The sequence below is a fragment of the Microbacterium sp. ZW T2_14 genome (assembly GCF_044987405.1).
In the GTDB taxonomy this organism is placed as follows: domain Bacteria; phylum Actinomycetota; class Actinomycetes; order Actinomycetales; family Microbacteriaceae; genus Microbacterium.
Genome location: NZ_JBJDRK010000061.1, coordinates 1 through 24,808 on the forward strand (window position 1 = coordinate 1; position 24,808 = coordinate 24,808).

General features: G+C 70.0%; 21 protein-coding genes. 5 read left to right on the forward strand and 16 right to left on the reverse strand.

Going from position 1 to position 24,808, the window contains the following annotated elements; translation table 11 throughout:
* From ACI3KY_RS17040 to ACI3KY_RS17060, 5 genes are all read right to left on the reverse strand, one after another.
* Positions 1-666 (reverse strand): HAD family hydrolase (locus ACI3KY_RS17040; protein ID WP_404931332.1); only part of this gene is annotated, 666 nt, incomplete at its 3' end.
* Positions 663-1,799: a TIGR03364 family FAD-dependent oxidoreductase gene (locus ACI3KY_RS17045; RefSeq protein WP_404931333.1), complete on the reverse strand. Its 1,137-nt coding sequence runs from the start codon at positions 1,797-1,799 to the stop codon at positions 663-665. The genes ACI3KY_RS17045 and ACI3KY_RS17040, both read right to left, overlap by 4 nt.
* Positions 1,796-3,595 carry a PhnE/PtxC family ABC transporter permease gene (locus tag ACI3KY_RS17050; protein WP_404931334.1) on the reverse strand — a complete coding sequence of 600 codons (1,800 nt, stop codon included), beginning with the start codon at positions 3,593-3,595 and terminating at the stop codon, positions 1,796-1,798. The genes ACI3KY_RS17045 and ACI3KY_RS17050 overlap by 4 nt, the downstream gene beginning before the upstream one ends.
* Positions 3,592-4,422 (reverse strand): phosphonate ABC transporter ATP-binding protein, encoded by an 831-nt coding sequence (gene phnC, locus ACI3KY_RS17055; protein ID WP_404931335.1) that lies wholly within the window; start codon positions 4,420-4,422, stop codon positions 3,592-3,594. The genes ACI3KY_RS17050 and phnC overlap by 4 nt, the downstream gene beginning before the upstream one ends.
* Before the next feature lie 45 nt (positions 4,423-4,467).
* On the reverse strand, positions 4,468-5,394 hold the full coding sequence (locus tag ACI3KY_RS17060; RefSeq protein ID WP_404931336.1) for a phosphate/phosphite/phosphonate ABC transporter substrate-binding protein: 927 nt from the start codon (positions 5,392-5,394) through the stop codon (positions 4,468-4,470).
* Between the two features lie 174 nt (positions 5,395-5,568).
* Here ACI3KY_RS17060 and ACI3KY_RS17065 point away from each other — a divergent pair, with 174 nt between their 5' ends.
* Positions 5,569-6,321, forward strand: a complete 753-nt coding sequence (locus ACI3KY_RS17065; RefSeq protein WP_404931337.1) for a GntR family transcriptional regulator — start codon at positions 5,569-5,571, stop codon at positions 6,319-6,321.
* Between the two features lie 8 nt (positions 6,322-6,329).
* Here the strand turns inward: ACI3KY_RS17065 and ACI3KY_RS17070 are convergent, their stop codons facing one another.
* A complete protein-coding gene (locus ACI3KY_RS17070; RefSeq protein ID WP_404931338.1) occupies positions 6,330-7,193 on the reverse strand; it encodes an EamA family transporter in 864 nt (287 codons plus the stop codon).
* 245 nt (positions 7,194-7,438) lie between these two features.
* On the opposite strand from ACI3KY_RS17070, the gene ACI3KY_RS17075 reads away from it, so the two are divergent.
* A complete protein-coding gene (locus tag ACI3KY_RS17075) occupies positions 7,439-8,350 on the forward strand; it encodes a helix-turn-helix transcriptional regulator (RefSeq protein WP_404931339.1) in 912 nt (303 codons plus the stop codon).
* A gap of 42 nt (positions 8,351-8,392) precedes the next feature.
* Here the strand turns inward: ACI3KY_RS17075 and ACI3KY_RS17080 are convergent, their stop codons facing one another.
* The 9 genes from ACI3KY_RS17080 to ACI3KY_RS17120 form a co-directional block, all read right to left on the reverse strand.
* On the reverse strand, positions 8,393-9,373 hold the full coding sequence (locus ACI3KY_RS17080) for an aldo/keto reductase (RefSeq protein ID WP_404931340.1): 981 nt from the start codon (positions 9,371-9,373) through the stop codon (positions 8,393-8,395).
* A 156-nt stretch (positions 9,374-9,529) separates the two neighbouring features.
* Positions 9,530-12,115, reverse strand: coding sequence for a S8 family serine peptidase (locus ACI3KY_RS17085; RefSeq protein WP_404931341.1), 2,586 nt, complete (start codon positions 12,113-12,115; stop codon positions 9,530-9,532).
* Between the two features lie 160 nt (positions 12,116-12,275).
* Positions 12,276-13,091, reverse strand: a complete 816-nt coding sequence (locus tag ACI3KY_RS17090) for a serine hydrolase (RefSeq protein ID WP_404931342.1) — start codon at positions 13,089-13,091, stop codon at positions 12,276-12,278.
* A gap of 10 nt (positions 13,092-13,101) precedes the next feature.
* Entirely contained in the window at positions 13,102-13,944 is an 843-nt protein-coding gene (locus tag ACI3KY_RS17095) for a serine hydrolase (RefSeq protein WP_404931343.1), read from the reverse strand.
* Positions 13,941-14,912 carry an LD-carboxypeptidase gene (locus tag ACI3KY_RS17100; protein WP_404931344.1) on the reverse strand — a complete coding sequence of 324 codons (972 nt, stop codon included), beginning with the start codon at positions 14,910-14,912 and terminating at the stop codon, positions 13,941-13,943. The genes ACI3KY_RS17095 and ACI3KY_RS17100 overlap by 4 nt, the downstream gene beginning before the upstream one ends.
* On the reverse strand, positions 14,909-16,555 hold the full coding sequence (locus ACI3KY_RS17105) for an ATP-binding cassette domain-containing protein (protein ID WP_404931345.1): 1,647 nt from the start codon (positions 16,553-16,555) through the stop codon (positions 14,909-14,911). The genes ACI3KY_RS17100 and ACI3KY_RS17105 overlap by 4 nt, the downstream gene beginning before the upstream one ends.
* A gap of 1 nt (position 16,556) precedes the next feature.
* Positions 16,557-17,462: an ABC transporter permease gene (locus ACI3KY_RS17110; protein ID WP_404931346.1), complete on the reverse strand. Its 906-nt coding sequence runs from the start codon at positions 17,460-17,462 to the stop codon at positions 16,557-16,559.
* 8 nt (positions 17,463-17,470) lie between these two features.
* Complete coding sequence (locus ACI3KY_RS17115) at positions 17,471-18,511, reverse strand: ABC transporter permease (RefSeq protein ID WP_404931347.1); 1,041 nt, start codon at positions 18,509-18,511, stop codon at positions 17,471-17,473.
* 87 nt (positions 18,512-18,598) lie between these two features.
* Entirely contained in the window at positions 18,599-20,467 is a 1,869-nt protein-coding gene (locus tag ACI3KY_RS17120) for an ABC transporter substrate-binding protein (RefSeq protein ID WP_404931348.1), read from the reverse strand.
* 321 nt (positions 20,468-20,788) lie between these two features.
* On the opposite strand from ACI3KY_RS17120, the gene ACI3KY_RS17125 reads away from it, so the two are divergent.
* The gene (locus ACI3KY_RS17125; protein ID WP_404931349.1) at positions 20,789-21,889 is read left to right on the forward strand and encodes a C39 family peptidase; all 1,101 of its coding nucleotides are present in this window, start codon (positions 20,789-20,791) and stop codon (positions 21,887-21,889) included.
* Between the two features lie 44 nt (positions 21,890-21,933).
* Here the strand turns inward: ACI3KY_RS17125 and ACI3KY_RS17130 are convergent, their stop codons facing one another.
* Complete coding sequence (locus tag ACI3KY_RS17130; RefSeq protein WP_404931350.1) at positions 21,934-23,058, reverse strand: M20/M25/M40 family metallo-hydrolase; 1,125 nt, start codon at positions 23,056-23,058, stop codon at positions 21,934-21,936.
* Positions 23,059-23,164: 106 nt separating this feature from the next.
* On the opposite strand from ACI3KY_RS17130, the gene ACI3KY_RS17135 reads away from it, so the two are divergent.
* Both ACI3KY_RS17135 and ACI3KY_RS17140 read left to right on the forward strand, forming a co-directional pair.
* On the forward strand, positions 23,165-23,983 hold the full coding sequence (locus tag ACI3KY_RS17135) for a hypothetical protein (RefSeq protein WP_404931351.1): 819 nt from the start codon (positions 23,165-23,167) through the stop codon (positions 23,981-23,983).
* A complete protein-coding gene (locus ACI3KY_RS17140) occupies positions 23,980-24,678 on the forward strand; it encodes a MurR/RpiR family transcriptional regulator (RefSeq protein WP_404931352.1) in 699 nt (232 codons plus the stop codon). The genes ACI3KY_RS17135 and ACI3KY_RS17140 overlap by 4 nt, the downstream gene beginning before the upstream one ends.
* The last annotated feature ends 130 nt before the right edge of the window (positions 24,679-24,808 follow it).

Here is a 24,808-nt window from a genome sequence, read left to right on the forward strand (position 1 = left end):
CGCGCCGGCGGCCAAGAGAGCGACCCGGTCGTGCGCGCCTGTCAGCACGCCGACCACGAGTCCCGCGCCGGCCGCGCGGCCCGACGCGACGTCGCTGGTCGTGTCGCCGACGACGACGACGGATGCCACCGACGACGCCTGCGCCTGGATCACCGCCGTCAGCACGAGGTCGGGCGCGGGGCGGCCCCGGCCGACGTCCGCGGGAGAGAGGGCCGCGTCCACCAGCGTCCGCCAGCCCAGGCCGTCGAGGATCGCGTCACGCGTGGCCGGGGCGAAGCCGGTGGTGAGCACCAGCGACAGTCCCGAGGCCCGCAGCCGAGCGAGCGTCTGCGGCGCTCCGGCGATCGGCTCGACGCCCTCTTCCACGATGAGGTCGGCGTACGCGCGCTCGAACGCGGCGGTCGCCTCGGTGGCCCGCGCGACGTCGCCCCCGGCGAGGTGCGTGAAGACGTCGATCTTGGACTGGCCCATCGTGCGCCGCACGTACTCGAGGGCCTCGGCCCACGGCATCCGCTCGGCCACGCCCGTCTCGTTGGCCGCACGCTCGAACGCGCGCTCGACGACACCGTCGTCGCGGACCGTCGTGCCGGCCATGTCCAGCACGACGAGCTCGACGGGAACCGTGAGGCTCGCGGCCGCGGGGGTCAGGATAGCGGGGGTGGTCATGGGCGGATTCCTTCCGGGGTGGACAGCTCGGCGTCGACGCCGAGAAGAGGAGTGAGCACGGTCTCGGCGAGGCCGAGGCCGGTGGTCATGCCGATGCCGGTGGTTGCGGCGAGGGCGAGCACGCCCGGCTCGGGTTCGGCGACGAGGAACTCGTCGGGGCCGCTGGCGTACACGCCCTGCCACCGTTCGAGCACCGACGGGCGCGTTCCGAACAGGGTCTCGAACTCCTCGAGCAGCAGGTCGGCGGCCGCTTCGGGCTGGAAGGGGGCGATGCCCACAGCCTTGTAGTGCGTGTCGCCGACGATCACGGATCCGTCGGGGAGCTGCGTGTACATCTGGTTGAGGTCGAGGGCCGCCAGGTCGGGGCGCTCCGCGTGCAGGCGCTCCCGCACCGCGGTCGCTTCGGGCAGCGCCGCGAATCTGCCGTACCGCACCAGCGACCAGCCGGTGAGGAGAGGAGCGGTGACGGATGCCGCACCCCCGCGCACGCGCAGCATGTCGAGGCCGCAGCGCACGACGCCGACGCGTTCGGCCAGGTCGGGCAGCAGCTGGTCGAGGTCGTGGTTCACGGCGACGATCACGAGGCCGGCGTGGATGGGACCGCGGGTGGTGTGCACGCGTCCCGTCTCCACCGCCCCGACCGAGGTGCGCGTGCGGAACTCGACGCCGAGCGCCTCGAGGTGGGCGCGGATCGCGGCGGCCGCGGTGCGCGGGTTCGTCTGCAGGTCGGGCCGGATCCACGCGCCGCCTACGGCGACGCCCCGCCGCAACGACACCCGCTGGTCGAGCTCGGCACCGTCCAGCAGCTCGATTCCGCCGGCGAGCGCCGCCGCCTCGAGGAGGGCGAGCTCATCCGTGTGGCGGGCGACGACGAGCGTGCCCGACTCGCGCAGCCAGAACCCGGCATCTTGCGCGAGCCGCAGCCACAGCGGGCGCGACGCGTCGGCATATTCACGCGCGCGACCCGTCTGCGCCCCGATGCAGAGGTGGCCGAAGTTGCGCACCGTCGCACCCAGCGCCTCGGGCGCGCGCTCGATGACGACGACCCTCTGCCCCCGGCGGACCGCCGCGTAGGCCGCGCCCAGCCCGACGATTCCGGCGCCCACGACGGCGACGTCGAATCCGCGATTCATCGGAACACCTTCCGCATCCACATCGCGATGGCCTCGACCACCAGCACGGTGGCGAGGATCATCAGCACGATCGCAGTCACCATGCCGTAGTTCGCGCCTTGGCTCGCGTTGAGCAGGTAATAGCCGACTCCGCCACCGCCGACGATGCCCAGGATGGTCGCGGCGCGGATGTTGGTGTCGAGCAGGTAGAACGAGTGGCCGACGAGGGCCTGGGCGCCCTGCGGCACCGTGGCGCCGCCGTAGACCTGCAGGCGCGTGGCGCCGGTGGCGAACAGCGCGCGCTCCGGGCCGCGGTCGACCTCTTCGAAGGAGTCCGCGATGAGCTTGCCGAGAAGGCCCACACCGCCGACCGCGAGCGCGATCGTGCCGGCCTGCATGCCGAGCCCGGTGATCACGATGAGCACGATCGCGAGGATGATCTCGGGGATGCCGCGGATGCCGACGAGCGCGAACCGCGCCGCGCCGCGGACGCCGCCGTTGGGGGCGACGTTGCGCGCTGCGAACGACCCGAGCACCAACGAGGCGCCCAGGGCGAGCAGGGTGGCGGCCAGCGCGATGGCGACCGTTTCGCGGAGGGCTTCGAACATCACCTCCGCGCCGTAGACCCCGAAGGTGGGCGGCCAGAACTGCACGGCCACAGCGGGGATCTTGGCCCAGAACGTCAGGAAGTCGCCCCAGTTGATCTGGCACACCCAGACACCGGCGATCACGATGGCCGCCGCGACCCAGCCGGCGACGACGTTGCGCACGCGCTCCGACGTCCACGGTCGGCGCAGCGCCGTCTGCGGCGACTGTGCCCATGCCGCGCGTTGGGCCCCTGCCGCGCGTTGGGCCCCTGCCGCGCGTTGGGCCCAGTCGGCGGCCGGTCGCGGGGCGGGACGCGGGGCCGCGGCATCCTGATCCCGCACGAGCCGCCGGCCGACGAGCCGGTCAGCCCACGAGCCGCGGTCGCCCACGCGCCCGAGCATGGCCGCGCGCACGGCGCTCGAGACGATCTCCATCACGACGCACAGCACGAAGATCACGAGCGCGATGCCGAGGCCGAGGCCGTAGTTCAGGGACTTGAACGCGTACGACATCTCCAGGCCGAGGCCCGCTACGCCGACGTAGCCGAGCACCACCGACCCGCGCAGGTTGATGTCGTTGCGGTGCAGCACTGTGGCGACCCACGACGGCAGCACCTGGGGCAGGATGCCGCCGAAGAACTCCTGCAGGCGGGTGCCGCCGGCGGCGCGGATGGCGAGGCGCGGTCCCTCGTCGATCTGCTCGATCGCGTCGGCGAACATCTTGGAGATCATGCCGATCGAGTGGATGCCGATCGCGAGGATGCCGGGGAGGGCGCCGAGCGAGAACATCAGCACGAACACCATCGCGAGCACGACGTCGGGAACCGCCCGCGCCAGCACACCGGCGAAGCGGGCTGCCGCGCGCCAGCCGTTGCCCGGCGTGGTGTTGGATGCGGCGAGGTAGGCGATCGGCACCGACAGCGCCGCGGCCAGCAGGGTGCCGGTGAGCACGAGTCCCAGCGTGAGGGCGACGAGCCAGGCCAGCTCGGCGGGCTCGGGGAACGACAGCGAGCCGACGCGGGCGAAGAAGCGTTCCGCGTTCCCCCAGCTGGCGATCATGTCGGGGATCGAGATCTGCACCTCGCCGAGGGCGGCGACGGACAACGCCAGCAGGGCGAGCAGGGTCAGCCCTGCGGCGATGCGCTCGGGCGAGACGCGGCGCTTCGGTGCGCGCTGGAGCAGCGAGGGCGAAGGAGCCGCCAGGCGCGGGCGGTCGACGGTGGTGGTCATCGTGCCTGCTCCGCAGCGGCCTCGAGGAGGAGTTCGTCCTGCACGGCACGCAGTTCTGCCGTGGTGGTGGCGACGCGCCCGTAGATCTCCATGACCTGCGTCTTGCTGAGATCACGCGTGGGCAGGTCGAGAACGACCTGCCCGTGGCGGAGCCCGACGATGCGGTCGGCCCACGAGATGGCGAGGTCGACCTGGTGCAGGCTGCACACCACGGTGAGCCCCTCGTCGGCGGCGATCTCGCGGATCAGCGCCATCACCTGGTCGCTCGACTCGGGGTCGAGCGAGGCGACGGGTTCGTCAGCCAGGAGAACGCTCGGATTCTGCATCAGGGCACGGGCGATCGCGACGCGCTGCTGCTGGCCCCCCGACAGGGTGTCGGCGCGCTGGTAGGCGCGATCGAGCAGCCCGACGCGGTCGAGATGTCCGAGCGCGGCGAGCCGGCGTGCCTTCGAATACGACCAGAGGCCGAGCCGCGGGCCCCGGACGCCGGCCAGAGAGCCGGTCAGCACGTTCTCGAGCACCGTCAGCGACGGCACGAGCTCGAACTGCTGGAAGATGAAGCCGACGCTCGAGCGCAGGGCCCGAAGGCGCCGGCCGGCGAGGCGCGGCACGTCCTCGCCGAGCACCTCGACGGAACCGGAGGTCGGAACCTCCAGTCCGTCGAGGTGCCGCAGCAGGGTGGACTTGCCGGAGCCCGAGAGGCCGAGCAGCACGACGATCTCGCCGCGGTCCACGGTCAGCGAGACGCCGTCGAGGGCGGTGGTGGCGCCGAAGCGCTTGACGACACCGTCCAGTCGGACGACCGTCTCGGGTGCGGTGGTGTTCATGTCTGCTCGGTCCTCGTCCACGCGGTTCTGATCAGTGGCTGGGGATCAGCCCTGGCACTGGGTGGCGTCGGTCTTCTCGCAAATATCGCGGATCAGGTCGTAGTACGCGTCGTCGACCGGCTTGGTCTCGTAGAAGACGCTTCGGAAGCCGTCCGAGTCGGCGCTGTCGACGCCGCTGGCGATGATGTCGTCGATCGTGACCTCGGCGAGGATGTCGACCAGCTGGTCCTTGACGTCGTCGGGCAGCGTGTTCGAGTACACGAGCGGCGCGCCGGGGACCATGGTCTCCTCGATGACACGCACCTTGTCGGACTTCTCGACCTCGCTGTCCTCGGCGAACCCGGCCTCGCACTCGACGCCTTCACCGACCTTCTGCACGCTCACGTCATGCTTGCCCGCGAACACCGGGGTGACGTCGGTCTCGGGGTCGATGCCCGCCTCCAGCAGGTTGTACGACGGGAAGAGGTAGCCCGAGGTCGACGAGGGGTCGACGAAGCAGACCTTCTTGCCGGCGAAGTCGTCGAGCGACTGGATGCCGCTGGCCGTCGGGACGATCGCCTGCGAGAAGTAGCCGGGCTCCTGACCCTCTTCGGTGACGATCGACGAGATCGGGGTGAGCTCGGCGCCGTTGTTGGTCGCAGTGACGTAGGTGAAGCCCGAGAACGAGGCGACGTCGATCTTTCCGGCGATCGCTGCCTCGATGAGCGCGGCGTAGTCGGTGGACTCGTGGTATTCGACCGTCTTTCCGGTCTCCTGGGCGATGTAGTCCATCAGCGGCTGGTAGTTGGTCTCGGTGTCGGCCGAGTCGGGGACGACCCCGAAGACCAGGGTGTCGGCGTCGACGGCGTAGCCGGCGGTCGCAGCGGTGTCTTCTGTGGCGGCACCGGCGGTGCCGGAGCACGCGGACAGACCGAGAGCGAGGAGTGCGGCGCCGGCGAGTGCGATCGACGCGTTCTTTGCACGGAGGTTCATGACAGCCTTTCGGGTGAGGGGAGGGATGAAGAACCTCCAGAACTCTCCCACCCCCTCAATCGAGAAATGTACCTACGTAGTCATTGTTCAAAGGTTGTTCACCTAACTCGACGCGAGAAGAACACTCGGCGCCGCACCCGCTCTGGGCACCGCGGCCCTGAGTAGTATTCCCATGTGGCAGATACGGTGTACAAGCTGATCGCGGAAGACCTGCGCGGACTGATCGTCAGCGGCCGGCTCGCGCCGGGCGACGACGTGCCGACCGAGGCGGAGCTCGCCCAGCGCTGGAACACCTCGCGCGGTCCGATCCGCAACGCGCTCGCGACGCTGCGCCACGAAGGCCTCATCGAGACCACCCGGGGTCGGCCCGCCCGGGTCACCGCCCGAAAGGCGCATCAGGCCGTCGACGTGTCGATCCCGTTCACCCGCTGGGCGCGCGAGATCGGAGCGGTTCCGGGGGCGCGCACCCAGGAGGTGAGCCTGCGGCGCGCGGATGCCGTGAAGGCGGCGGCGCTGGGCATCGCCGAGGACGACCTCGTGGTCGACGTGCTCCGCCTGCGGCTGCTCGACGGCCGCCCCACCATGCTGGAGCGCCTCACGTACATCGAGCCCGTGGGTCGGGTGCTGTTCGGCGTCGACCTCGACACCGTCTCGATCACCGAGTACCTCGAAGCACACGGCACCGCGTCGGCCGATGTGGACCACGAGATCGATGCCATCGCGGCGGACGAGGCCGACAGCCGGCTGCTGGAGGTGCCCCTCGGCGCACCGGTCCTGCGCCTGCGCCGGGTCACGCGGGACGCCGCAGGGCGCACGTTCGAGGCATCCGACGATCGCTACCTCAGCGACATCGTCCGATTCACGGTCTCGGCTTCCGGCCGCTCACGCCAGGGCGACGCCTACGTGCGCCCGCTCGGCAGCGCCTGACGCTGCGGTCACATCGCGAGCAGCGCGATCCCGGCGACCACCACGGCCGACGCGACCAGGCGCGCGCCCGGGCGTGCCTCGCGGAGCACGAACGCGCCGAACAGACTGACCAGCACCACGCTGACCTCGCGCATCGGAGCGACGATCGACACCGGCGCGATCGTCACCGCCGCCAGCACGAGGATGTACGACAGTGGGGAGAGAAGGCCGAACACGAGCAGCCGTCGCCAGTCGGTGCGCAGTATCCTCACGCCCTCGGGGAGCCGCCGCCCCAGAAGGGCCGCGAACATCGGCACCTCCAGGGCGGTGCAGCCGACCATGAACGCGACCGGCGAGATGCTCCAGGTGCGCAGGGCCTGGGCATCCCACAGTGTGTAGGCGGCGATCGCCGCACCCGTGAGCAGTCCGAAGACGATCGCCGGATCGATCCGCCGTCCGGTGAGAGAGGTGCCGCGATCGATGAACCCGATGCCGATCACGCCGGCGATGATGGCGGCGACGCCGACGAGGGCCGGGGGCGAGAGCCGTTCTCCGAGTACGACGATGGCGACGATCACGGTGATCAGCGGGCCGCTCCCCCGAGCCGTCGCGTACACGGCGGAGAGGTTGCCGACCGCATAGCCGCGCTGGAGCACCAGCATGTACCCCACGTGCAGCACCGCCGACACCGCGACACCGAGCGCGAATCCGTGCAGCTCACCGGCGCCGAGCCCGCCCGTGAGCGGAACCACCGGCAGCCAGAGCACGGTACTCACCACCGACCCGGCCCACAGGAAGGGCAGCCCGGAGCGACTGGCTCCGTGGGCGATCACGTTCCACGACGCGTGAGCGACGGCCGCGGAGAGGACGAGCAGGAGGGCGAGCGGCGACACGGCGGACCTTTCGTTCGCCGCGGGCGCGACGAACCGGGTCCTCCGGGCTTTTGTCCTGTCAGATGACGACATGCCGCGCGGGCGGCACGTCGTGGCGCCGCTCGGACCAGGCGAGCCGTGACTCCGGAACCCTAGGCGCTATCGCGCACACCGTAGCATCCCGACATTGCGCGCCCGGGCCGGAGCCGCTCGAGGGGCACGCGCAGAGCCTGCCACGGGCGCTCCGCGCGGCCTAGCGTGGACTCATGGCTGATATTCGTGCCGAGGTGAAGGAGTTCCTGAGCTCGCGGCGGGCCCGGCTGACCCCCGAGCAGGCGGGGCTCCCCGCGTACGGCGGCAACCGCCGCGTCGCAGGGTTGCGCCGCGAAGAAGTGGCGATGCTCGCCGGCGTCTCGGTGGACTACTACGTGCGCCTCGAGCGCGGCAATCTCGCCGGCGCGTCGGAGGGCGTGCTGGATGCGGTCGCCCGCACCCTCCGACTCGACGAGGCGGAGCGCCAGTACCTGTTCGACCTCGCCCGCGCCGCAGGCCCCGCCCGCAAGCCCGCCCGACGTGCCGCGTCGAGCGTGCGCCCCGCCGTCATGCAGGTGCTCGATGCGATCACCGAGGCGCCGGCCTGGGTCCGCAACGGCCGGCACGACATCATCGCCGCGAACCTCCTGGCGCGCGCGCTGTACTCCCCCGTGTTCGACGACCCACGCCGGCCGGTCAACACGACGCGCTTCGCCTACCTCAACCCGGCGGCTCACGAGTTCTGGCGCGACTACGACCAGGTGACCCACGACTCCGCCGCGATGCTGCGGATGGAGGCCGGCCGCAACCCCCATGACCCCGACCTCATCCGGCTGGTCGGAGAGCTGTCGACGCAGAGCGAGCTGTTCCGCGAGCGGTGGGCGTCGCGCGACGTGAAGTTCCACCGCAGCGGACTGAAGCGCCTGCACCATCCGGTGGTCGGAGACCTCGATCTCAACTACGAGTCCATGGACCTGCCCAGCGAACCGGGCCTCGTGCTCAACGTCTACACCGCCCCGATGAACTCGTCGTCGGCCGATGCCCTCAAGCTGCTGGCGTCGTGGGCGGCCACTCAGGCTGCCGAGTTCGCCGCCCGCGACGCGACGGCGGGGACGGATGCCGCAGCCGCCGCGACAGCACGCTGACCTCCGGCATCCGTTCGCGCGGTCTTCACAGATCCCCGGTCGTCAGAGACCCACCATCGCCATGCCGCCGTCGTCGTAGCGATTGCCGACGACCACCGCGCCGAGGGCGTCGAGCGCGGCGACGTCGTCCGCCGACAGCGGCACGGCGGCCGCTCCGGCGTTCTCGTCGACGCGCTCACGCCGGCGGGTTCCCGGGATCGGGACGACGAACGGATGCCGCGACAGCAGCCACGCGAGGGCCACCTGCCCGGGTGTCGCCCCGCGTGCCGCAGCGACGTCGCGCACGCCGTCGACGATCGCCTGGTTGGCCTGCAGGTTCTCGGCCTGGAAGCGGGGCACCCGGCCCCGGATCTCGTCGGGGCCGAACGTCGCGTCCGCCGACACGGTGCCGGTCAGGAAGCCCTTGCCCAGCGGGCTGAACGGCACGAATCCGATGCCGAGTTCGACGCACGTGGGCAGCACCTCGGGCTCGGGGTCGCGGGTCCACAGCGAGTACTCGCTCTGCACGGCCGTCACCGGGAACACGGCATGGGCACGCCGGATCGTCCCCGCCCCCGCTTCGGAGAGTCCGAAGTGCTTCACCTTCCCCGCCGCGACGAGTTCGCCGACGGTGCCCGCGACGTCCTCGATCGGCACGTCGGGGTCGACGCGGTGCTGGTAGAAGAGGTCGATCGCCTCGACGCCGAGGCGCTGCAGCGACGCGTCCGCCACCCGGCGGATCTGCTCGGGTCGTGAGTCGGTGCCCTGCATGCTGCCGTCGACGATGTTCCACCCGAACTTGGTGGCGACGACCACCTGGTCGCGGATCGGGGCGATCGCCTCGCCCACGAGAACCTCGTTGTCGTACGGCCCGTACACCTCGGCGGTGTCGATGAACGTGACGCCGTGCTCGATCGCGTAGCGGAGCACGCCGATCATGTCGTCGCGGTCGCCGGGGTTGGGGCCGTAGCTCATCGACATCCCCATCGCGCCGATGCCGATCGCCGAGACCTCGAGACCCTGACCGAGCTTCCTGGTGTGCATGGATCCTCCTCGCGTGCGCCCGGGACGATCGCCCGAGGCATCCCCCATCTCACTCCCTCGAGGGCGTCGACGGGAGACCCCCATGGGACAGGTATCGCGAGACCCCCTGACACACGTGAGGGCCCGACCGTCCGGCCGGGCCCCCACCGTGTCGGCTCACGCAGCCGCGTTGATCGCCTCGAACAGGTTCTTGAACGAGGTGAGCGCGCTCTGCGACGGGTTCGCCGCCGTGCGCGCGGCTTCGCCCGCCTGGATCACGGCGCCGACCGTGGAGTCGGCCGTGCCGTCGCCGTCGGTGTCGACGGGATCGCTGAGCGCGATGGAGCCGTCGGCCACGTTGAGCCACAGCGAGAGCAGATGCGCGTCGAACTGGTTCTCGGCGTTCTTCGTCTGCTTCGGCCACAGCGCCGACACGGCCTGCGGGATCGTGGTCAACGGCACCTTCTCGTCGAACACGGCACTCAGCACCCGCACGACCGAGAGCAGGCAGAGCTTCTCGTCGACCGTGTGCACGGTGTTGCGCTTGTCGCGATAGTCGGTCTGCCACACGCCCAGCGTTCCGGCATCGGTGCTGGTGCCGAGGATCACGACCTGCACGTCGTCGGATGCCGAGCCCCCGTCGTCGTCCGACACCTCGACGCCGGTCGTCGCGGCGCACGCGATCGCGTACGTGTGCGGCGCGGCATCCGTCACGTCCCGAGGCTGGATGCTCGGACTCGGGTCACCGTCGACGGCCGGCGGGTTCACCAGGCTCGTGTGAGTGGCGGTCGCCCCGTCACCGTAGTCCCAGGCGAACACCAGGTCGTCGCTGCCCGGGTCGGTGCCCCGCGCCTCGAACGCCACCGGGTCGCCGGCGGTGCCGAACACGATGTCCTGCCCGTTCCAGGACGTCGTCGGCGGTCCGGTGATCTCGGCCGTCGGAGCGACGTTGGACACCGTGGCGGCGCCCCCGTCGGAGCCCGCGCCGCCGTCGTTGTCGGTGACGGTCAGCGTGACCGGGAACGAACCGTCGTCGCCGTAGACGTGCGTCGCGCCGACGGAGGTGCCGGTCACGGTGGCGGCCGTGACGGTCCCGTCACCCCAGTCCACGCTGGCGGTGTGCGTGTCGTTCACGCCCGGGTCGGCGAAGTGCGCCGACAGCGTGACGACGGCGTTCTCGTCGGCCGGGGTGATCGTGTCGACCACGACCGCAGGAGCGACGTTGTCGACGTGCAGCGCGAAGGAGGTCTCGCCGGTCTCGCCCTTGTCGTCGGTGGCGGTGATGGTCACCGTCACGTCGGCGGGTCCGTCCGCAGGCGTGTACGACCACGACCATGTCGAGCCCGAGGGCGTCACCGTGCCGATGTTCGCCGTGAGGGCGGTGATGGTGCCGTCGGCATCCGTCGCCGTTCCGGAGTTCGTCGCCGGCGATCCCTCGTCGACCATGACCGCTGCGGCGTCGGCGGTGACCACCGGAGCCGCGTTGGGCGACTGCAGCGCCCCGAGCAGGTCGAGGCGCGGCGTGGTGTTCGTCGTCGTCCCGGCCGCATTCGTGGTGTACGTGATCGGCACGCCGGTCGACGTGATGTCGGCCAGCAGGTTCGCGATCGGTCGCGAGGGATAGGCCGACCGCAGCACGGCGAGCGCTCCCGTCACGAACGGCGTCGACATGGAGGTGCCGCTCTTGCTGCCGTAGACGTCGTCGTCGATCGAGGAGTCGATCGACGAACCCGGCGCCATGACGTCGAGGAGCGGACCGCGGTTGCCCGAGTTCGTCGTCGTGTCGTCGTCGTTCGTACGTCCGACGGTGAATGCGGTCGAGATGCACCCGGGGGCGCCCACCGCGTTCAGGAACGAGCTGTTGCCCGAGGCGATCACTGTGGCGATGCCCGCGGCGAGGTTGCTGTCGATCGCGGCCTTGCGGCTGTCGCCGTCGCAGGCGGACGAGTTGTTGCCGCCGCCGAGGCTCATGTTGCTCGCCACGACGTTCCAGCCGGGGTTCGCCGCCGCCTGGCCACGCACCCAGTCGAGTCCCTGGATCTGGTCCGAGACGAAGGACAGCACACAGGGTGCCGCGTTGGGTGCGCAGTCGCTCGCGACGTTGACCCGTGTGAAGACCTGCACCGCGATGATCTGCGCGTCCGGTGCGACGCCGTTGCCCGGAGGCGAACCGCCGGCGTCGTCGGCCGAGCTGCCGGCCGCGATGCCCGCGACGTGCGTGCCGTGGTCGCAGATGTTGCCGCCGCCGTCGACGCAGGTGGCGTTGTTGTCGCTGTCGATGTCGGCGGAGGTGTCCTCGGTCGTCCCATCGGGGCAGAGGCTCGCCTCGTCGCCGTCTCCGTCATCGTCGTCAGGGTCCGAGAAGCAGTGCTGGGCGACGACGCGCGACCCGAAGAAGGGGTGATCGGCGTCGATGCCCGTGTCGAGGATCGCGACCGTGGCTCCGGCGCCGGTGTAGCCGAGCGCCTGCACGTCGTCGCCGTTCACGACCGGCAGCGTGCTGGCGAGCGCCGGCGGATCGGCGAAGTCCTCCACCACGCCGACGACGTGCGGGTTGTGCCGCAGTCCCTTCAGCGCCGGCTCAGGCACCTCCATGATCACGTACGGCATCGTCGCCGTCTTCTTCACATCGGTCGCTCCCCCGGCGACGCCTCGCACGACCTGGTCCGCCGACGCCTTGTGGTCGAGCTGGACGATGACGCGCACCCGATCCGGCGGTGCGGCGTTCGCGGGTGGCGCGAGCGCCAGCATGCCGAGCGTCACCGCACACGCAGCAAGTATCGAGACGATCCTTGACCTCATGATGGTCCCCCCATCGGTCGGCGCACGCGCTTCCGGGCGCACGCCCGGTGGTACCTCCACCACCCGCAAGGAGGGCGCGACGATTCGCGTGATACCCGGAGACCGCGACGGAGGCGGCTGGTCAGGCGGCGAGCTGGGCGCGCAGCACCTCACCGGCGTTGCGCATCACAGCGAGGACCCGATCACGGGCGTCGACGCCCCGCGGCCAATTCGCCAGCACCGCATAGGCCAGACGCCGATCGGGCGACATCACGAGCCCTGTGTCGGCACGCACCGTCGAGATGGTGCCCGTCTTGTTCCACAGCCACACGTCGCGGTCGAAGTAGTAGTGCGCGAGCGGGTCGAGGCCGAACGCGGCTGCCACCATCGACAGGTCCATGCCGGCGCCGAGCCAGCGCTGCAGCGTGTCGGCTGAGGCTGGTGAGAGGTCGGCCGCAGTCGCGGTGCGCGTGACGAATCGCACGAGCTCTTCGGCGGTCGCGTGCGAGAGAGTGCGCGGCGCTCCCGGCGGCAGCGGCCAGCGGACGATGTCGTCGAGGCCGGACCGCTCGTAGCCGAGGGCGCGTGTGTGCTGCTGCACGGTGGGCAGGCCGATGACCCGGCACAGCGTGTTGGTCGCGGCGTTGTCGCTCACCGCGCCGATCAGCGCGGCCACGTCGTAGTGCGACAACGTGTCGTTCTGCAGGAGGTACCACAGGCCCGAGTTGTCCATCCACTCGACCGGGCGGCGGGTGACGCGTTCCTCCAGCGATCGCACGCCCTCGTCCACCTCGGTGAGCAGGCGGTGCAGCAGGAACACCTTTCCGACGCTGGCGGTGTTCAGCTCCTCGTCGGCGCCGTGACGGAACACCGTCTCGCCGGAATCGACATCGACAGCGAGCGCCGAGAACCTCAGCCCGGGCACGTCGTCCTCGAGCTCCTGGAATCCGATGCCCACGATTGCTCCTTCAGCCCAGCTTCTCGTCGTCGCGTCGGCGACCGGTGACGTGTGCACGCAGCTCCTCGCCGATGACGTGCATGGCGTCGAGCACCGGCGCGCGCAGGTCGTCGTCGGAGTCCTTCCAGTTCGCCGCCACCGCATATGCGACCGAAGCCGCGGGGCCGGTCAGATGTCCGATGTCGATGCGGGCGAACGATGTGCTGCCCGTCTTGTGACGCAGCACCATGCCCTGATATTCGGGCTCGACGTGCGCGAGCGGGTCGAGCAGCAGCGCGTCGGCGACCATCGACGTGTCGGTGTCGGCGGCCAGCCAGTCCAGCACGCGCGCGCTCACCGCGGGCGAGTCGACCTCCCCGGCGCCGAGCCGGCGCATGAGCTCCGCCAGCTCTTCGGCGGTGCCGTACGACGGCGTCCACGGCAGATCGGGCGTGCGCTCGTTGCGGATGTAGTCGTGCAGCGACGTGTCGGCGAACCCGAGACCGGGCGCCACTGCCCGCACCTGGTCGAGGCCGCACAGCGCCAGCAGCGCGTTGGTCGCGAGATTGTCGCTGACGGCGCCGACGAGCAGCGCGGCGTCGTCGACCGTGACCCGCTGGTCGCGCATGCGATAGAGCAGGCCCGAGTCGGCGACACGATGCGCGTCGGGGATCTCGATCCGCTGGTCGGGGTCGAGCTCGCCGGCTTCGAGCTTGCGCGCCACCTCGATGAGCAGGAACACCTTGCCGACGCTCGCCGTCTCGCACTGCTGCTGAGGCGCGTGTTCGGCGAGAACACCTGCGTCGGCGGCATCCACGATCCTGATCGACCAGCGGACCCTCGGATCGAGCGCGGGCAGCGTCAGCGCCGTCACAGCTCCGCGCCCACGGTGAGACGGACGGGTCCGTCGAGCGGCGCGACCAGCGAGCCGTCGACGTTGAGCGGGATGCTGAGCGCCTCGGGATCGTGACCGAAGCCCTGCTCCCACAGCAGCGGCACCCCGAGCGGCGGCAGCATCTCGCTCATGAGCGCCCGCACCGCCTCGAGCTCGCCGCACTTGTGCCACGAGCCCAGCACGACCGCCGATGCGGCGGACAGCCGCCCGGCACGGCCGAGCTGCACCAGGTAGCCGTCGAGGCGATAGGGCTCCTCGTCGATGTCTTCGAGGAACAGGATGCCGGTCGGGAGGACCGAGGCTTCGACGGCACCCATCGCGCCCGCCAGCAGGCTGAGGTTGCCGCCGGTGAAGCGTCCTTCGGCAGTGCCCGGCACCAGCACCTCGGTGCGCGCTCCCGTGATCTCGCGCCCGCGCCAGGGTTCGAACAGCCAGCGACGGACGTCCTCCCGGATGAACGCGGAGTCACGGAAGACGTCGTTGCCGGGCATCGGGCAGAACAGGGTGGGAACATCCAGATGCACCCGGAACGCCTCGTGCAGTGCGGTGATGTCGGACGAGCCCGAGAGCAGTTTGGGACGGCCGTCCCGGCGCAGCGCCCCAGCCCGCATGGACTCCCAGTCGATGCCGTCGAGCAGCCGCATCGCCCCGTACCCGCCCCGCACGCAGACGACCGCGGCGGTGTCGGGGTCCCGCCACGCGTCGACCAGGTCCTGGCGACGGGCATCGTCGTCGCCCGCGAGATACTTCGCGCGCGGATGCGGGTCGAGCACGTGATCGCCGACCACGACGTCGAGCCCCCAGTCGCGGTAGTACGTGACCGCGCGCTCGAGGCTCTCAGGGTTGCCCGGACCGGACGGCGACACGAAGCGGACACGGTCTCCCGGCTGCAGCGGTGCCGTATCGAGATAGGCGAACCTGTCGATCGTCGCGAGCGACGCGGTCACATCAGCCGCCTTTCGATCGTGGGCGCCGCCGCCAGCAGGCGCCGCGTGTACTCGTGCTGCGGATCAAGGAGGACCTGCTCAGTCGTGCCGTACTCCACGAGCGCGCCTTCGTACATCACCGCGACCGTGTCGGCGATGTTCCAGGCGAGCCCCAGGTCGTGCGTGATCACGAGCGCGCTCAGATCGAGCCGATCACGCAGCGACAGGATCAGCGCCAGGATCTCGCCTCGCACCGAGGCGTCCAGCGATGCGACGGGTTCGTCCGCGACCAGCAGCTGCGGCCCGACCGCGAGCGCACCGGCGATCACGGCGCGCTGGCGCTGTCCGCCCGAGAGCTCCTGCGGGATCGCGGTGAAGTACCGCTCCGGCGGCGTGAGCTCGGCGTCGGTGAGCCCCTGCGCCACGCGCTCCTGCTCGTCGCCCGGGTATCGCTGCACCCGCAGCCCCTCGGCGACGGATTCGTAGATGCTGAGCTTCGGGTTCAGCGCAGCCGACGGATCCTGCAGCACCATCTGGACTTCGCTGCGGAACTCGCGCAACGCGCGTCCCTTGCGGGGGATGTCTTTGCCGCGGAAGCGGATGACAGAGCCCTCGTCGGGATGCTGCAGGCCGACGATGGTGCGTGCCAGCGTCGTCTTGCCCGATCCCGACTGGCCGACGAGCGCGAGGATCTCGCCGCGCCGCAGCGTCAGGTCGACGTTCTTGACCGCGGCGACGGGCTTGCCGCGTCCGCGGTAGGTGACCGTGACGCCCTGCGCCTCCAGCAGCACGTCGCCGGTGAGGTCGCGGGTGCTGCGGCCCGCCGAGTCGCCCCGGCGCGTCACCGGATTCAGGCGTGACGCCGGATCGCCGATGGTCGGGAATGCCTCTGCGAGCTGACGCGTGTACGGATGCTGCGGGTCGGTGCACACCTCGTACGCGTCGCCGACTTCGAGCAGCTCGCCGTCGCGCATGATCGCGATCCGCTCGCACGCCGTCGCGAGCACGGACAGGTCATGGCTGATCATCATCATGGAGATCCCGCGCTCGGCGACCAGCGTGCTGATCATGTCGAGGATCTGCTTCTGCACGATGACGTCGAGGGCCGTGGTCGGCTCGTCGGCGATGATGATGTCGGGCTCGCACGCGAGCGCCATCGCGATCATCACACGCTGCTTCTGACCGCCCGACAGCTCATGCGGGTATGCATCGGCCTTGGCCGGGAGCAGGTCGACGTCCCGCAGCAGTTCGGCGACCCGGGCCTTGCGCGCCTTGTCGGTCTTCCAGCCGTCCGCGACGTGCAGCTCGAGCGCTTCGAGGATCTGCTGACCCACCGTGCGGACCGGGTTGAGCGAGTGCATCGCACCCTGGAACACGATGGATGCCTCGGCCCAGCGCAACGCGCGCAGCTCCCCGAAACGCAGATCGGCCATGGCGGTATCGCCGATGAGCACGCGACCCTCGATCGTCGCGTTGGCGGGCAGCAGCCGCAGGACGCTCATGGCGAGCGTGGACTTGCCCGAACCGGACTCGCCCGCCACGCCCAGTGTTCCGCCGGCGGGGAGCTTCAGCGTGACGTTCTTGACGGCGGTGATCGCGCCCCGGTCGTTGCGCCCGCTTGTGCGATAGACGATCGAGACGTCGTCGAATGTCAGATCCGGCATCTCAGCGGCTCCTCAGCGTCGGGTTCACGATCGTTTCGACGGCCCGTCCGACGAGGGTGAAGGCGAGGACGACCAGCACGATGGCGATGCCCGGGACGAGGACGTACCACCAGTACCCCGCGGTCGCGGCGGAGACGTCCATCGAGTTCTTGAGAACCGAGCCCCAGGACTGCAGGGTCGCATCCCCGAGTCCCAGGAACGACAGCGTGGACTCGGCGATGATGGCCGAGCCGACCGTCAGAGTCGTGTTCGCGAGCACCAGCGGCAGCACGGCGGGCAGCAGGTGCTTCACGATGATGTGCCAGTGCCCGGCGCCGAGCACCCGCGCGCGCTCGATGTACTCACGCGACTCCACAGAGAGCGTCTGCGCACGCACGACGCGGGCCGTGCCGGCCCACGATGTGAGTCCGATCGCGATCACGATCGTCCAGACGCCGCGCGAGAGCACGACCGAGAGCACGATCGCAAGGATGAGGGACGGCAGCACCAGGAAGAAGTCGATGATGCGCATCAACAGCCCGCCCGTCCATCCGGTGAAGTGCCCGGCGGCGATGCCGACCACGGTTCCGATGATCATCGAGACGGCGGTGGCGGCGAAGCCGACCAGGAGCGACACACGAGCGCCCCAGATCATCCGCACCCAGAGCTCGCGTCCCTGATCGTCGGTGCCGAGCGGATGATCCAGCGAAGGCGGGGCGAAGCGGGGCTGGTCGAGGAGCTTCGTGACATCCAGCATCCATGCCGGGGCGATCACCGGCGCGAGCAGCGCCAGCGCGATGATCACGACCAGGAATCCGAAGCCGATCATGCCGGCGCGACTGCGCGAGAACTCCCGGCAGAAGGCGCCGAATGCGCGCCGGCGGCGCGCCCAGGCCATGCTGCGCGGCGACCGCACGGTGGTTGTCATGGAGCCGCTCATCCGCGCCTCACTCTCGGGTCGAGCCGTCGATAGACGAAGTCCGCGACGAGGTTCGTGAAGATGATGATCGCGGAGAAGACCACGAAGGTTCCCTGCAGCAGCGGCAGGTCCGGACCCTGGATGGCCTGATACGTCAGCTTGCCCAGACCCGGCCAGGAGAACACGGTCTCGACGGTCACTGCGCCGGCGACCAGCCCGCCGATGTGCAGGAACACCAGCGTCACCGTCGGCAGCAGCGCATTGGGCACCGCGTGGCGCGTCCGGAGGTCGTCGTCCCTCAGGCCCTTCGCGCGAGCCGTGATCAGGTAGTCCGCGCTCTTCTCCTCCATCACCGAGGCGCGCATCACCATGACGTACTGCGCGTACACGACGGCCACCATGGTCGTGACGGGCAGGACCATGTGCCAGACGACGTCGAGCACCTTGCCCAGGGTGTCATCGGGCGGGTCCGGCGAGACCATGCCTCCCGTCGGGAACCAGTGCAGCGTTCCGCCGAAGACCATGAGCAGGATGAGGGCCAGCCAGAACGTGGGAACCGACCAGAGCACGAGCGACGTCCCGGTCGTGACGTTGTCGAACCGCGAGCCGGGGCGCCACCCGGCCTTCTGCCCGAGCCACAGACCGAGCGTGATCGCGATGACCGCAGACGTTCCCGTGAGCAGGATCGTGTTCCAGAAGTAGTCGCCGATGAGCGACGCGACGCTCTGCTTGTAGACGTAGCTCTCGCCGAAGTTGAGCGTGAACACGTTGACGAGATAGTCGCCGAACTGCTGCCAGATCGGTTTGTCGAGACCGAGCTGCGCCCGCAGCTGCGCGATCTGCTCGGGCGACATGGGGTGCTCTCGCGCGAGCTTCGCGACCGGGTCGCCCGGGAGGATCTTGAAGGCGAAGAACCCGAGGAGGATCACCATCGCGAGGCTGATGAGGGCTCCGCCGATCTTGGTGAGCGCGAACTTCACCGCCGGGCTGCTGCGGACGGAGGCTTCGCCCTGCTCTTCGAGGATCACCGCCTCGGTGGGGGGGACTGTACTACTCATGCGCTTCTTCGCTGGTCATGGGGCTTCGGATCATGCGGGCATACGTGGATCGGTGGCCGCGGCGAATCGCCGCGGCCACCGAAGGCATCACTCTACGTCAGCGCTCTTGCGCCGCCGGACCACGAAGTAGACGATCACGCCGATCACGATGACGGCGATCACGATGCCCGTCACGATGAGGCCGACGTTGGGACCATCGGATGCCGCCGCGGCGCTGCCGCCATCGGCGCTCACCGGCGCCACGTCCTTGAAGCCCCAGTACCCGGACTGGTTGGCGATGATGCCGCCCTCGGCGGGCATCATGCGGAAGTCCGTGAAGCGGTCGGAGCGGTACGCCTCGAGGCCGCTGGCGTACCAGTACGTGATCTGCGCCGTGTCGGTGAAGTTGAGCGCGAGCATGTCGTGCACGATCGCCTCACGCTTGGCCGGGTCGGTCTCGGTGCGCTGCTCCTGGTACATCTCGTCGAACTCGGCGTTGCACCAGCCGTCCTGGTTGGTCGCACCGGTGCCGTCGGTCTCGGTGGGAAGGGCCGCACACGTGTTGATGCCCAGCTGGTAGTCCGGGTCCGGTCCGATGCTCCAGCCGCTCAGGTAGATGTCGTAGTCGCCCGAGACGGCCACGGCGCTGATCGTGTCGGAGTCGGTCGAGACGATCTGCACGTCGATGCCGATGTCTTTCATCCACGGCTGGAAGTACTGAGCGATCGACTGCTCGGTCGGGTCGGAGGCATCGACCGTCAGACGGATCGACAGCTTCTGGCCGTCCTTGGTGCGGATGCCGTCCTCGCCGACGGTCCAGCCGGCGGCGTCGAGCTTCTCCTGCGCCTTCTCGGGGTCATAGGCGAGCTCCTTGACCGCCGGGTCGTCCGTCGGGAGCGTCCACTGCGGGTACGAAGCGGGGATGAAGCTGGTGCCCGGGTCGCCGAGTCCGCCGAGGACCTTGTCCAGCAGCGTGGCGGTGTCGGTGCCGAGCCGGATCGCCTGACGCACCTCGACGTCCTGCAGCGCAGGGTTGCCGGTGCCGAACGGGCGCCCGTCGACCGTCTTCAGTCCGCTGTTGATGCTGAACGACGAGTAGCGGCGGCCGATTCCCGAGTGGACGGTGATGCCGTCGGCGCCCTTGAGCGCGTCGAACTGCGTCGGCGTCAGGCCCGAGACGAAGTCGACGTCACCCGAGCGCAGGGCCTGCACCTGTGCATCGGAGTTCGTGTAGTAGACGTACTGGATCTTGTCGATCTTCGGCGCGCCGTCCCAGAAGGTCGGGTTCGCCTTCAGGGTGATGAACTGGTTCGCCTCGTAGCTCTCCAGCAGGAACGGGCCGGAGCCGACGACGTCCTTGTCGTTCGCGTACTCGGCGGGGTTCGAGATCTCGGACCAGATGTGCTCGGGGACGATCGGGATCTCGATGGCCGGGTTCGGCGCCTGTGCCTCCTTGAGGTTGATGACGACGGTCTTGTCGTCGGGCGCGTCGACGCTGTCGAAGTTGGTGACCAGGTTGCCGTTGGCCACGCTGAGCTCAGGCACGCTCATCATCTGGTCGAACGTGTACTTCACGTCGGATGCCGTGATGGGCTCGCCGTCCGACCACTCCAGGTCGTCCTGGAGGGTGAAGGTCCACGTCTTGCCGCCGTCGCTCACGTCCCAGTGATCGGCGAGGCCCTTCGTCGGCGACCCGTCGACATCGCTGTTCTGGACGAGGTTCTCGTACATGTAGCGGATGAGGTTCGTCGGCAGCAGGTAGATCGACACGAACGGGTTGAAGGTGTCGACGAATCCGGCCGTCGCGATCCGCATCGTCTTGGCATCGTCGCCGGACGAGGGAGAATCGGAGGGGTCCGCAGCGTGGACGCGGGTGGGCGCGGCAGCGTTCGCCGCGGCCGCCGGAGCCACGATGAGCGCAGCCGCGGCGACAAGTGACATCGCGCGGATCAGGTGTTTGCGGTGCCGAGATCGCATGTGAGTCCTTCCATCGGGGCGAGGTCCGGAATCCGGACTTCAGGGGATGCAGCAATGCAACATCATGCTGAACCCTCGGTCAACGTATTTGTACCCGATCTTCATCAGACTGTAACTACTCAACGGCGGGCGGACGCGTAGTCTGAGCACGGCCGGTGCGGAGCATTGTGTGCACAATGTGCATGAACTGGCCGGTTTTGCCGGAGCTTTGACCGCTGAATAAGAGTTGAACGGAACATTCCGCTCACCCGTCGCGCTCGACGATCGAATCTCGGGAAGTCGATGATCCGTAGCGGATCATCCCATCCGAACGGAGAACCCGTGTCTTCTGACCCCGTCGTCCGCCCGCAGCCGGCCGGTCACGCCTGGCACACGCACCTGGTGCGCGCGGATGCGACGACGGGGTGGGAGGGTCCCCGATGGACATCGCGCGCGCTCAGGCCCGGGTTCGCGGCAGGGGTCCACCCCGACGAGGCGATCGCTTCGTGGAACCTCGACCCCGGCGTCGGCGCCGACATCGAGATCCGGGCGCGCAGCGTCGACGCGGGCTGGCACCCGTGGCAGCGGCTCGCGCGATGGGGAGCGGTCGGCGACCGCCGCAGTGCGCCGGAGGAACACGCCGATGATCGCCGCGCGGGACTGCGTCCGATCGTCGACACCGACATCCTGCGCGCGGCGCCGGAGGACCGGTGGGATGCCGTCCAGCTGCGCTTGACCCTGCACGACGAGTCGGCGGCATCCGCTCGTCCCCTCCGGCTCGCGACGGTGAGCTTCAGCGCGCCGAACGCCCCTCTGGCCGACCCGCCGACCCTTCCGACGACGCCGCACGCGATCAGCGTGCAACCCCTCTCGCAGCGCGCCTACCCGCCGCGGGAGGACCTCGGCGGCGGCGGGCCCGCGTGGTGCTCCCCGACCTCCCTCACGATGGTGGCGTCGACCTGGGGTGCCGACATCCCCTCGGACGCGTCTGCAGCGGCTGCCGCCGACGCCGATGCGCGCGTGCCCTGGGTCGCCCGCGCGGTGTACGACTCGTCGTACGACGGCACGGGCAACTGGGCGTTCAACGTCGCGCTGGCCGGCGAGTGGGGTTTGAACGCCGTCGTCACCCGCCTGCGGTCGCTGCACGAGGCGCACGAGCTCACACGGTCCGGGATCCCGCTCGTGGCCTCGATCTCGTTCGGCGGTGGCGAACTGCCGGGAGCCGACTACGCGACGGCGGGGCATCTCCTGGTGATCCGCGGGTTCGATGCGCGCGGGGACGTCCTGGTCGCTGACCCGGCGAACCCGGGCGGCGCGGCGGGACTGCGCACCTATCCACGGGACGCATTCGACAGGGCGTGGTCCCGCAGCCGCCGCACGGTCTATCTGATCACCCCGAGAGGGCGCCCCCTCCCGCCGCGCGAGGGGGCGGCCGCATGGTGAACACGCCGGGCCCGCGCGCGGCGGTCCCCGCCGTGCGATCCGCGTCAGTCCGACACGTCGGCGAGCACGGCCTCCAGAAGGTCGACGCGCTCGCCCAGCGAGACCAGCGAGATGTGCTCCGTGACGGCGTGAGCGCCGCCGCCGCGCGGTCCGAAGCCGTCCACCGTCGGGATGCCGAGGCTTCCGAGCAGGTTGGTGTCACCCGCCCCGCTGGCAGGCCGCGCGTCGATCTCCTGGCCGATCCGTCCGCCGATGTCCGCGATCGCAGCCACGAGCTCCTGATCGCCCACCGATGCAGCCCACGCCGGCCGGCTGCTGAGGATGCCGGTCTTGACGACCGCGCCGGCACGCACCGGCGTCAGCGCGTCGAGCGCACCCAGCACGCGGCGCTCGGCGACAGCGTCCACGAACCTCAGCCCGATCTCGGCGTACGCCCCCGCCGGCACGACGTTGGCCCGGTCGCCACCGGCGATCGTGCCGACGTTGCAGAGCACCTCCGAGGGCAGGGCAGGGTCCGTGACGACGCTGCGCACACGCAGCAGCTGGTCGACGAGCTCATCGATCGCAGAGATGCCGGCGCCCGGGTCGAGCGCGGCGTGCGATGCGCGGCCCTCCACCTCCAGCCGCAGACGAGTGCTGCCGCGACGGCCGACCTTGAGGGCGCCGTCGGGATGCGGCGACTCGAAGCCGATCGCGCCGGAGACGCCCTCGGCGCAGCGACGCAGCAGTGCCTGGGTCGTCGGCGAGCCGATCTCTTCGTCGCACACGATGACGGCACGCACGCCGCGGTGGCGCGTGCCGCGCAGACGCTCCACCGCCGCGATCATCACGAGCAGTCCGCTCTTCATGTCGTAGACGCCGGGACCGTGCACGGTGTCGCCCTCGATCGACCACGGCACGGTGCCGTCGAGGGTGCCGTGGTCCCAGACGGTGTCGGAATGGCCGACGAGCAGCAGCGGGTCGCCCTCGCCGGCGACCTCGGCGACCAGGCTCGTGCCGGCATCCGTGCTCTCGAACCGCACGCTCGCCCCGGCATGCTGCCACCACTGCGCGAGCTGATCCGCCATGCGCTCGCTGGCAGCTGTGTCGCGCGACGGGGACTCGATGCGCACGAGCCGTTCCAGACGCCGCAGGAGGTCGCCGGGCTCGCCGCCTCGAATGCCTGCCATGTTGACTCCCCCTCTCTTTTGAATCATATCCATTCCTTGATCCGAGTCGAAGTGTGCGTTATCTTCGGTAACCGACTGCCTCGCGCGCAAACATAGGATTCGTATCATGGCGCACATGTTCCCCTCGTCGCTTCGGGCCGAGACGCTCACCTCCGGTGAGCAGTTCGGTGCCGCCGCGGATCTGTACACACGCGTGTTCGGCTATGAACGTCCGGAGTTCTCGCTCAACCCGAACCTTCTCAGCGCCTTGGCTCGAAACGGCGGGTCCGCCGTCGGCGTCTACACGATCGAGGACGAACTCATCGGCTTCGCCTACGGATTCGCCGGACGCGACCGCGACGGCAGTGAGTTCCACTACTCGCAGGCGGCCGTCGTCGACACGGCCTACCAGGACGCCGGGGTCGGCCGTCTCGCCAAGGAGCACCAGCGCACCGTCGCCCTCGGGTGGGGCCACCGCACCATGCGCTGGACGTTCGACCCCGTGCTGGCGCGCAACGCGCATTTCAACTTCACCTCGCTGCGCAGCGAGGGCGTGGGGTTCGTCCCCGACTACTACGGCCGCCCCGGCACCGACCGTGTCGTGGTCGAGTGGAGGCTCGAGCGCGAAGACGACCCGTTCGAGGACCTGCGGCGCGCGCAGCCGCCCGCCCTCGGTCGCGCCGACTGGGGGCGGGTCACTCGCACCACCGTGACCCGGCCGGACGGTGTGATCCAGGATGCCGCCTGGCTCGCGGTTCCGGCCCAGGCTGCGCCCCTCACGAACGACGAGGAGCAGACCGGACGCGACCCGCTCCGCGCTCGTCTGCGAGAGTCGCTCACAGGACTCGCCGATGAGCAGCGGGTGCTCGTGGCATGCACGCGGATCGACACGTCGACGGCCGCCTATCTGGCCGTGGGACGCCCCGACGAGGAGGAAGCGCGATGACGACCGACGACTTCGACGAGGGCGAGCGCGATCGCTCGCTGGTCTCGCCGGGCGAACGCTACGGCGATCGCTTCCGCATGAACATCTCGGCGGAGCAGCTGCAGGCCCGCGTCATCGAGGCCGAGACCCGCGCACTGGCCCGCACGTTCGAGGAACTCGGCCGCAGCGGCGACGTCCCGCGTGCTGCCGCACTGATCCTCGGTGCGCGCCGTCGCTACATCACCGGCCGCGGCAAGGCGGCGGCGTATGCGGAACTGCTCGGCGCCGACCTCGGAGCCACCCTGTCCAACGTCTTCCTCGTCGACGGCAGGGCGCTCACCCCGCTGACCGTGCTCACCGACGTTCGAGCATCCGACGTTCTGGTCGCCTTCACCATGCGTCGCTATCGCGAAGAGACGGTGCGGTTCGGCGAGCTGTTCCACGAGGCCGGCGGGAAGCTGCTGCTCATCACCGACAGCGCCGACGCGCCGCTCACCGACATCGCGACGACGGTGATCCACGTGCACACCCGCTCCGCGTCGTACGCGGACTCGCCCACCGCCGTCGCCGCGGCATGCCATCTGCTGAGCACGCTGACGACCGCCAGCGCCAAGGGCGCCCGCCGGCGCCTCACCGTGCGTGACGAACTCGCGTCTGCGCTGCACCTCTATCGTCCCGAGTCTCGTCCCGAGTCCGACAGGGAGCGCCTGGCGTGAGAATCGACCGCGTGCGCCTCTTCGAGGTGAATCTCCCCCTGGTGCACAGCTTCGAGACCAGTTCGCACCGCAAGACGGGGCTGACCCACGTGCTGGTAGAAGTCACCGATGCCGAGGGGCGGGTGGGGTG

Coding starts and splice junctions, on each gene's coding strand:
- ACI3KY_RS17060 (WP_404931336.1), bottom strand. CDS start 5,394: ATGAACCTCCGTGCAAAGAACGCGTCGATCGCACTCGCCGGCGCCGCA.
- ACI3KY_RS17110 (WP_404931346.1), bottom strand. CDS start 17,462: ATGACAACCACCGTGCGGTCGCCGCGCAGCATGGCCTGGGCGCGCCGC.
- ACI3KY_RS17075 (WP_404931339.1), top strand. CDS start 7,439: ATGGCTGATATTCGTGCCGAGGTGAAGGAGTTCCTGAGCTCGCGGCGG.
- phnC (WP_404931335.1), bottom strand. CDS start 4,422: ATGAACACCACCGCACCCGAGACGGTCGTCCGACTGGACGGTGTCGTC.
- ACI3KY_RS17130 (WP_404931350.1), bottom strand. CDS start 23,058: ATGGCAGGCATTCGAGGCGGCGAGCCCGGCGACCTCCTGCGGCGTCTG.
- ACI3KY_RS17080 (WP_404931340.1), bottom strand. CDS start 9,373: ATGCACACCAGGAAGCTCGGTCAGGGTCTCGAGGTCTCGGCGATCGGC.
- ACI3KY_RS17045 (WP_404931333.1), bottom strand. CDS start 1,799: ATGAATCGCGGATTCGACGTCGCCGTCGTGGGCGCCGGAATCGTCGGG.
- ACI3KY_RS17140 (WP_404931352.1), top strand. CDS start 23,980: ATGACGACCGACGACTTCGACGAGGGCGAGCGCGATCGCTCGCTGGTC.
- ACI3KY_RS17050 (WP_404931334.1), bottom strand. CDS start 3,595: ATGACCACCACCGTCGACCGCCCGCGCCTGGCGGCTCCTTCGCCCTCG.
- ACI3KY_RS17105 (WP_404931345.1), bottom strand. CDS start 16,555: ATGCCGGATCTGACATTCGACGACGTCTCGATCGTCTATCGCACAAGC.
- ACI3KY_RS17120 (WP_404931348.1), bottom strand. CDS start 20,467: ATGCGATCTCGGCACCGCAAACACCTGATCCGCGCGATGTCACTTGTC.
- ACI3KY_RS17115 (WP_404931347.1), bottom strand. CDS start 18,511: ATGAGTAGTACAGTCCCCCCCACCGAGGCGGTGATCCTCGAAGAGCAG.
- ACI3KY_RS17135 (WP_404931351.1), top strand. CDS start 23,165: ATGGCGCACATGTTCCCCTCGTCGCTTCGGGCCGAGACGCTCACCTCC.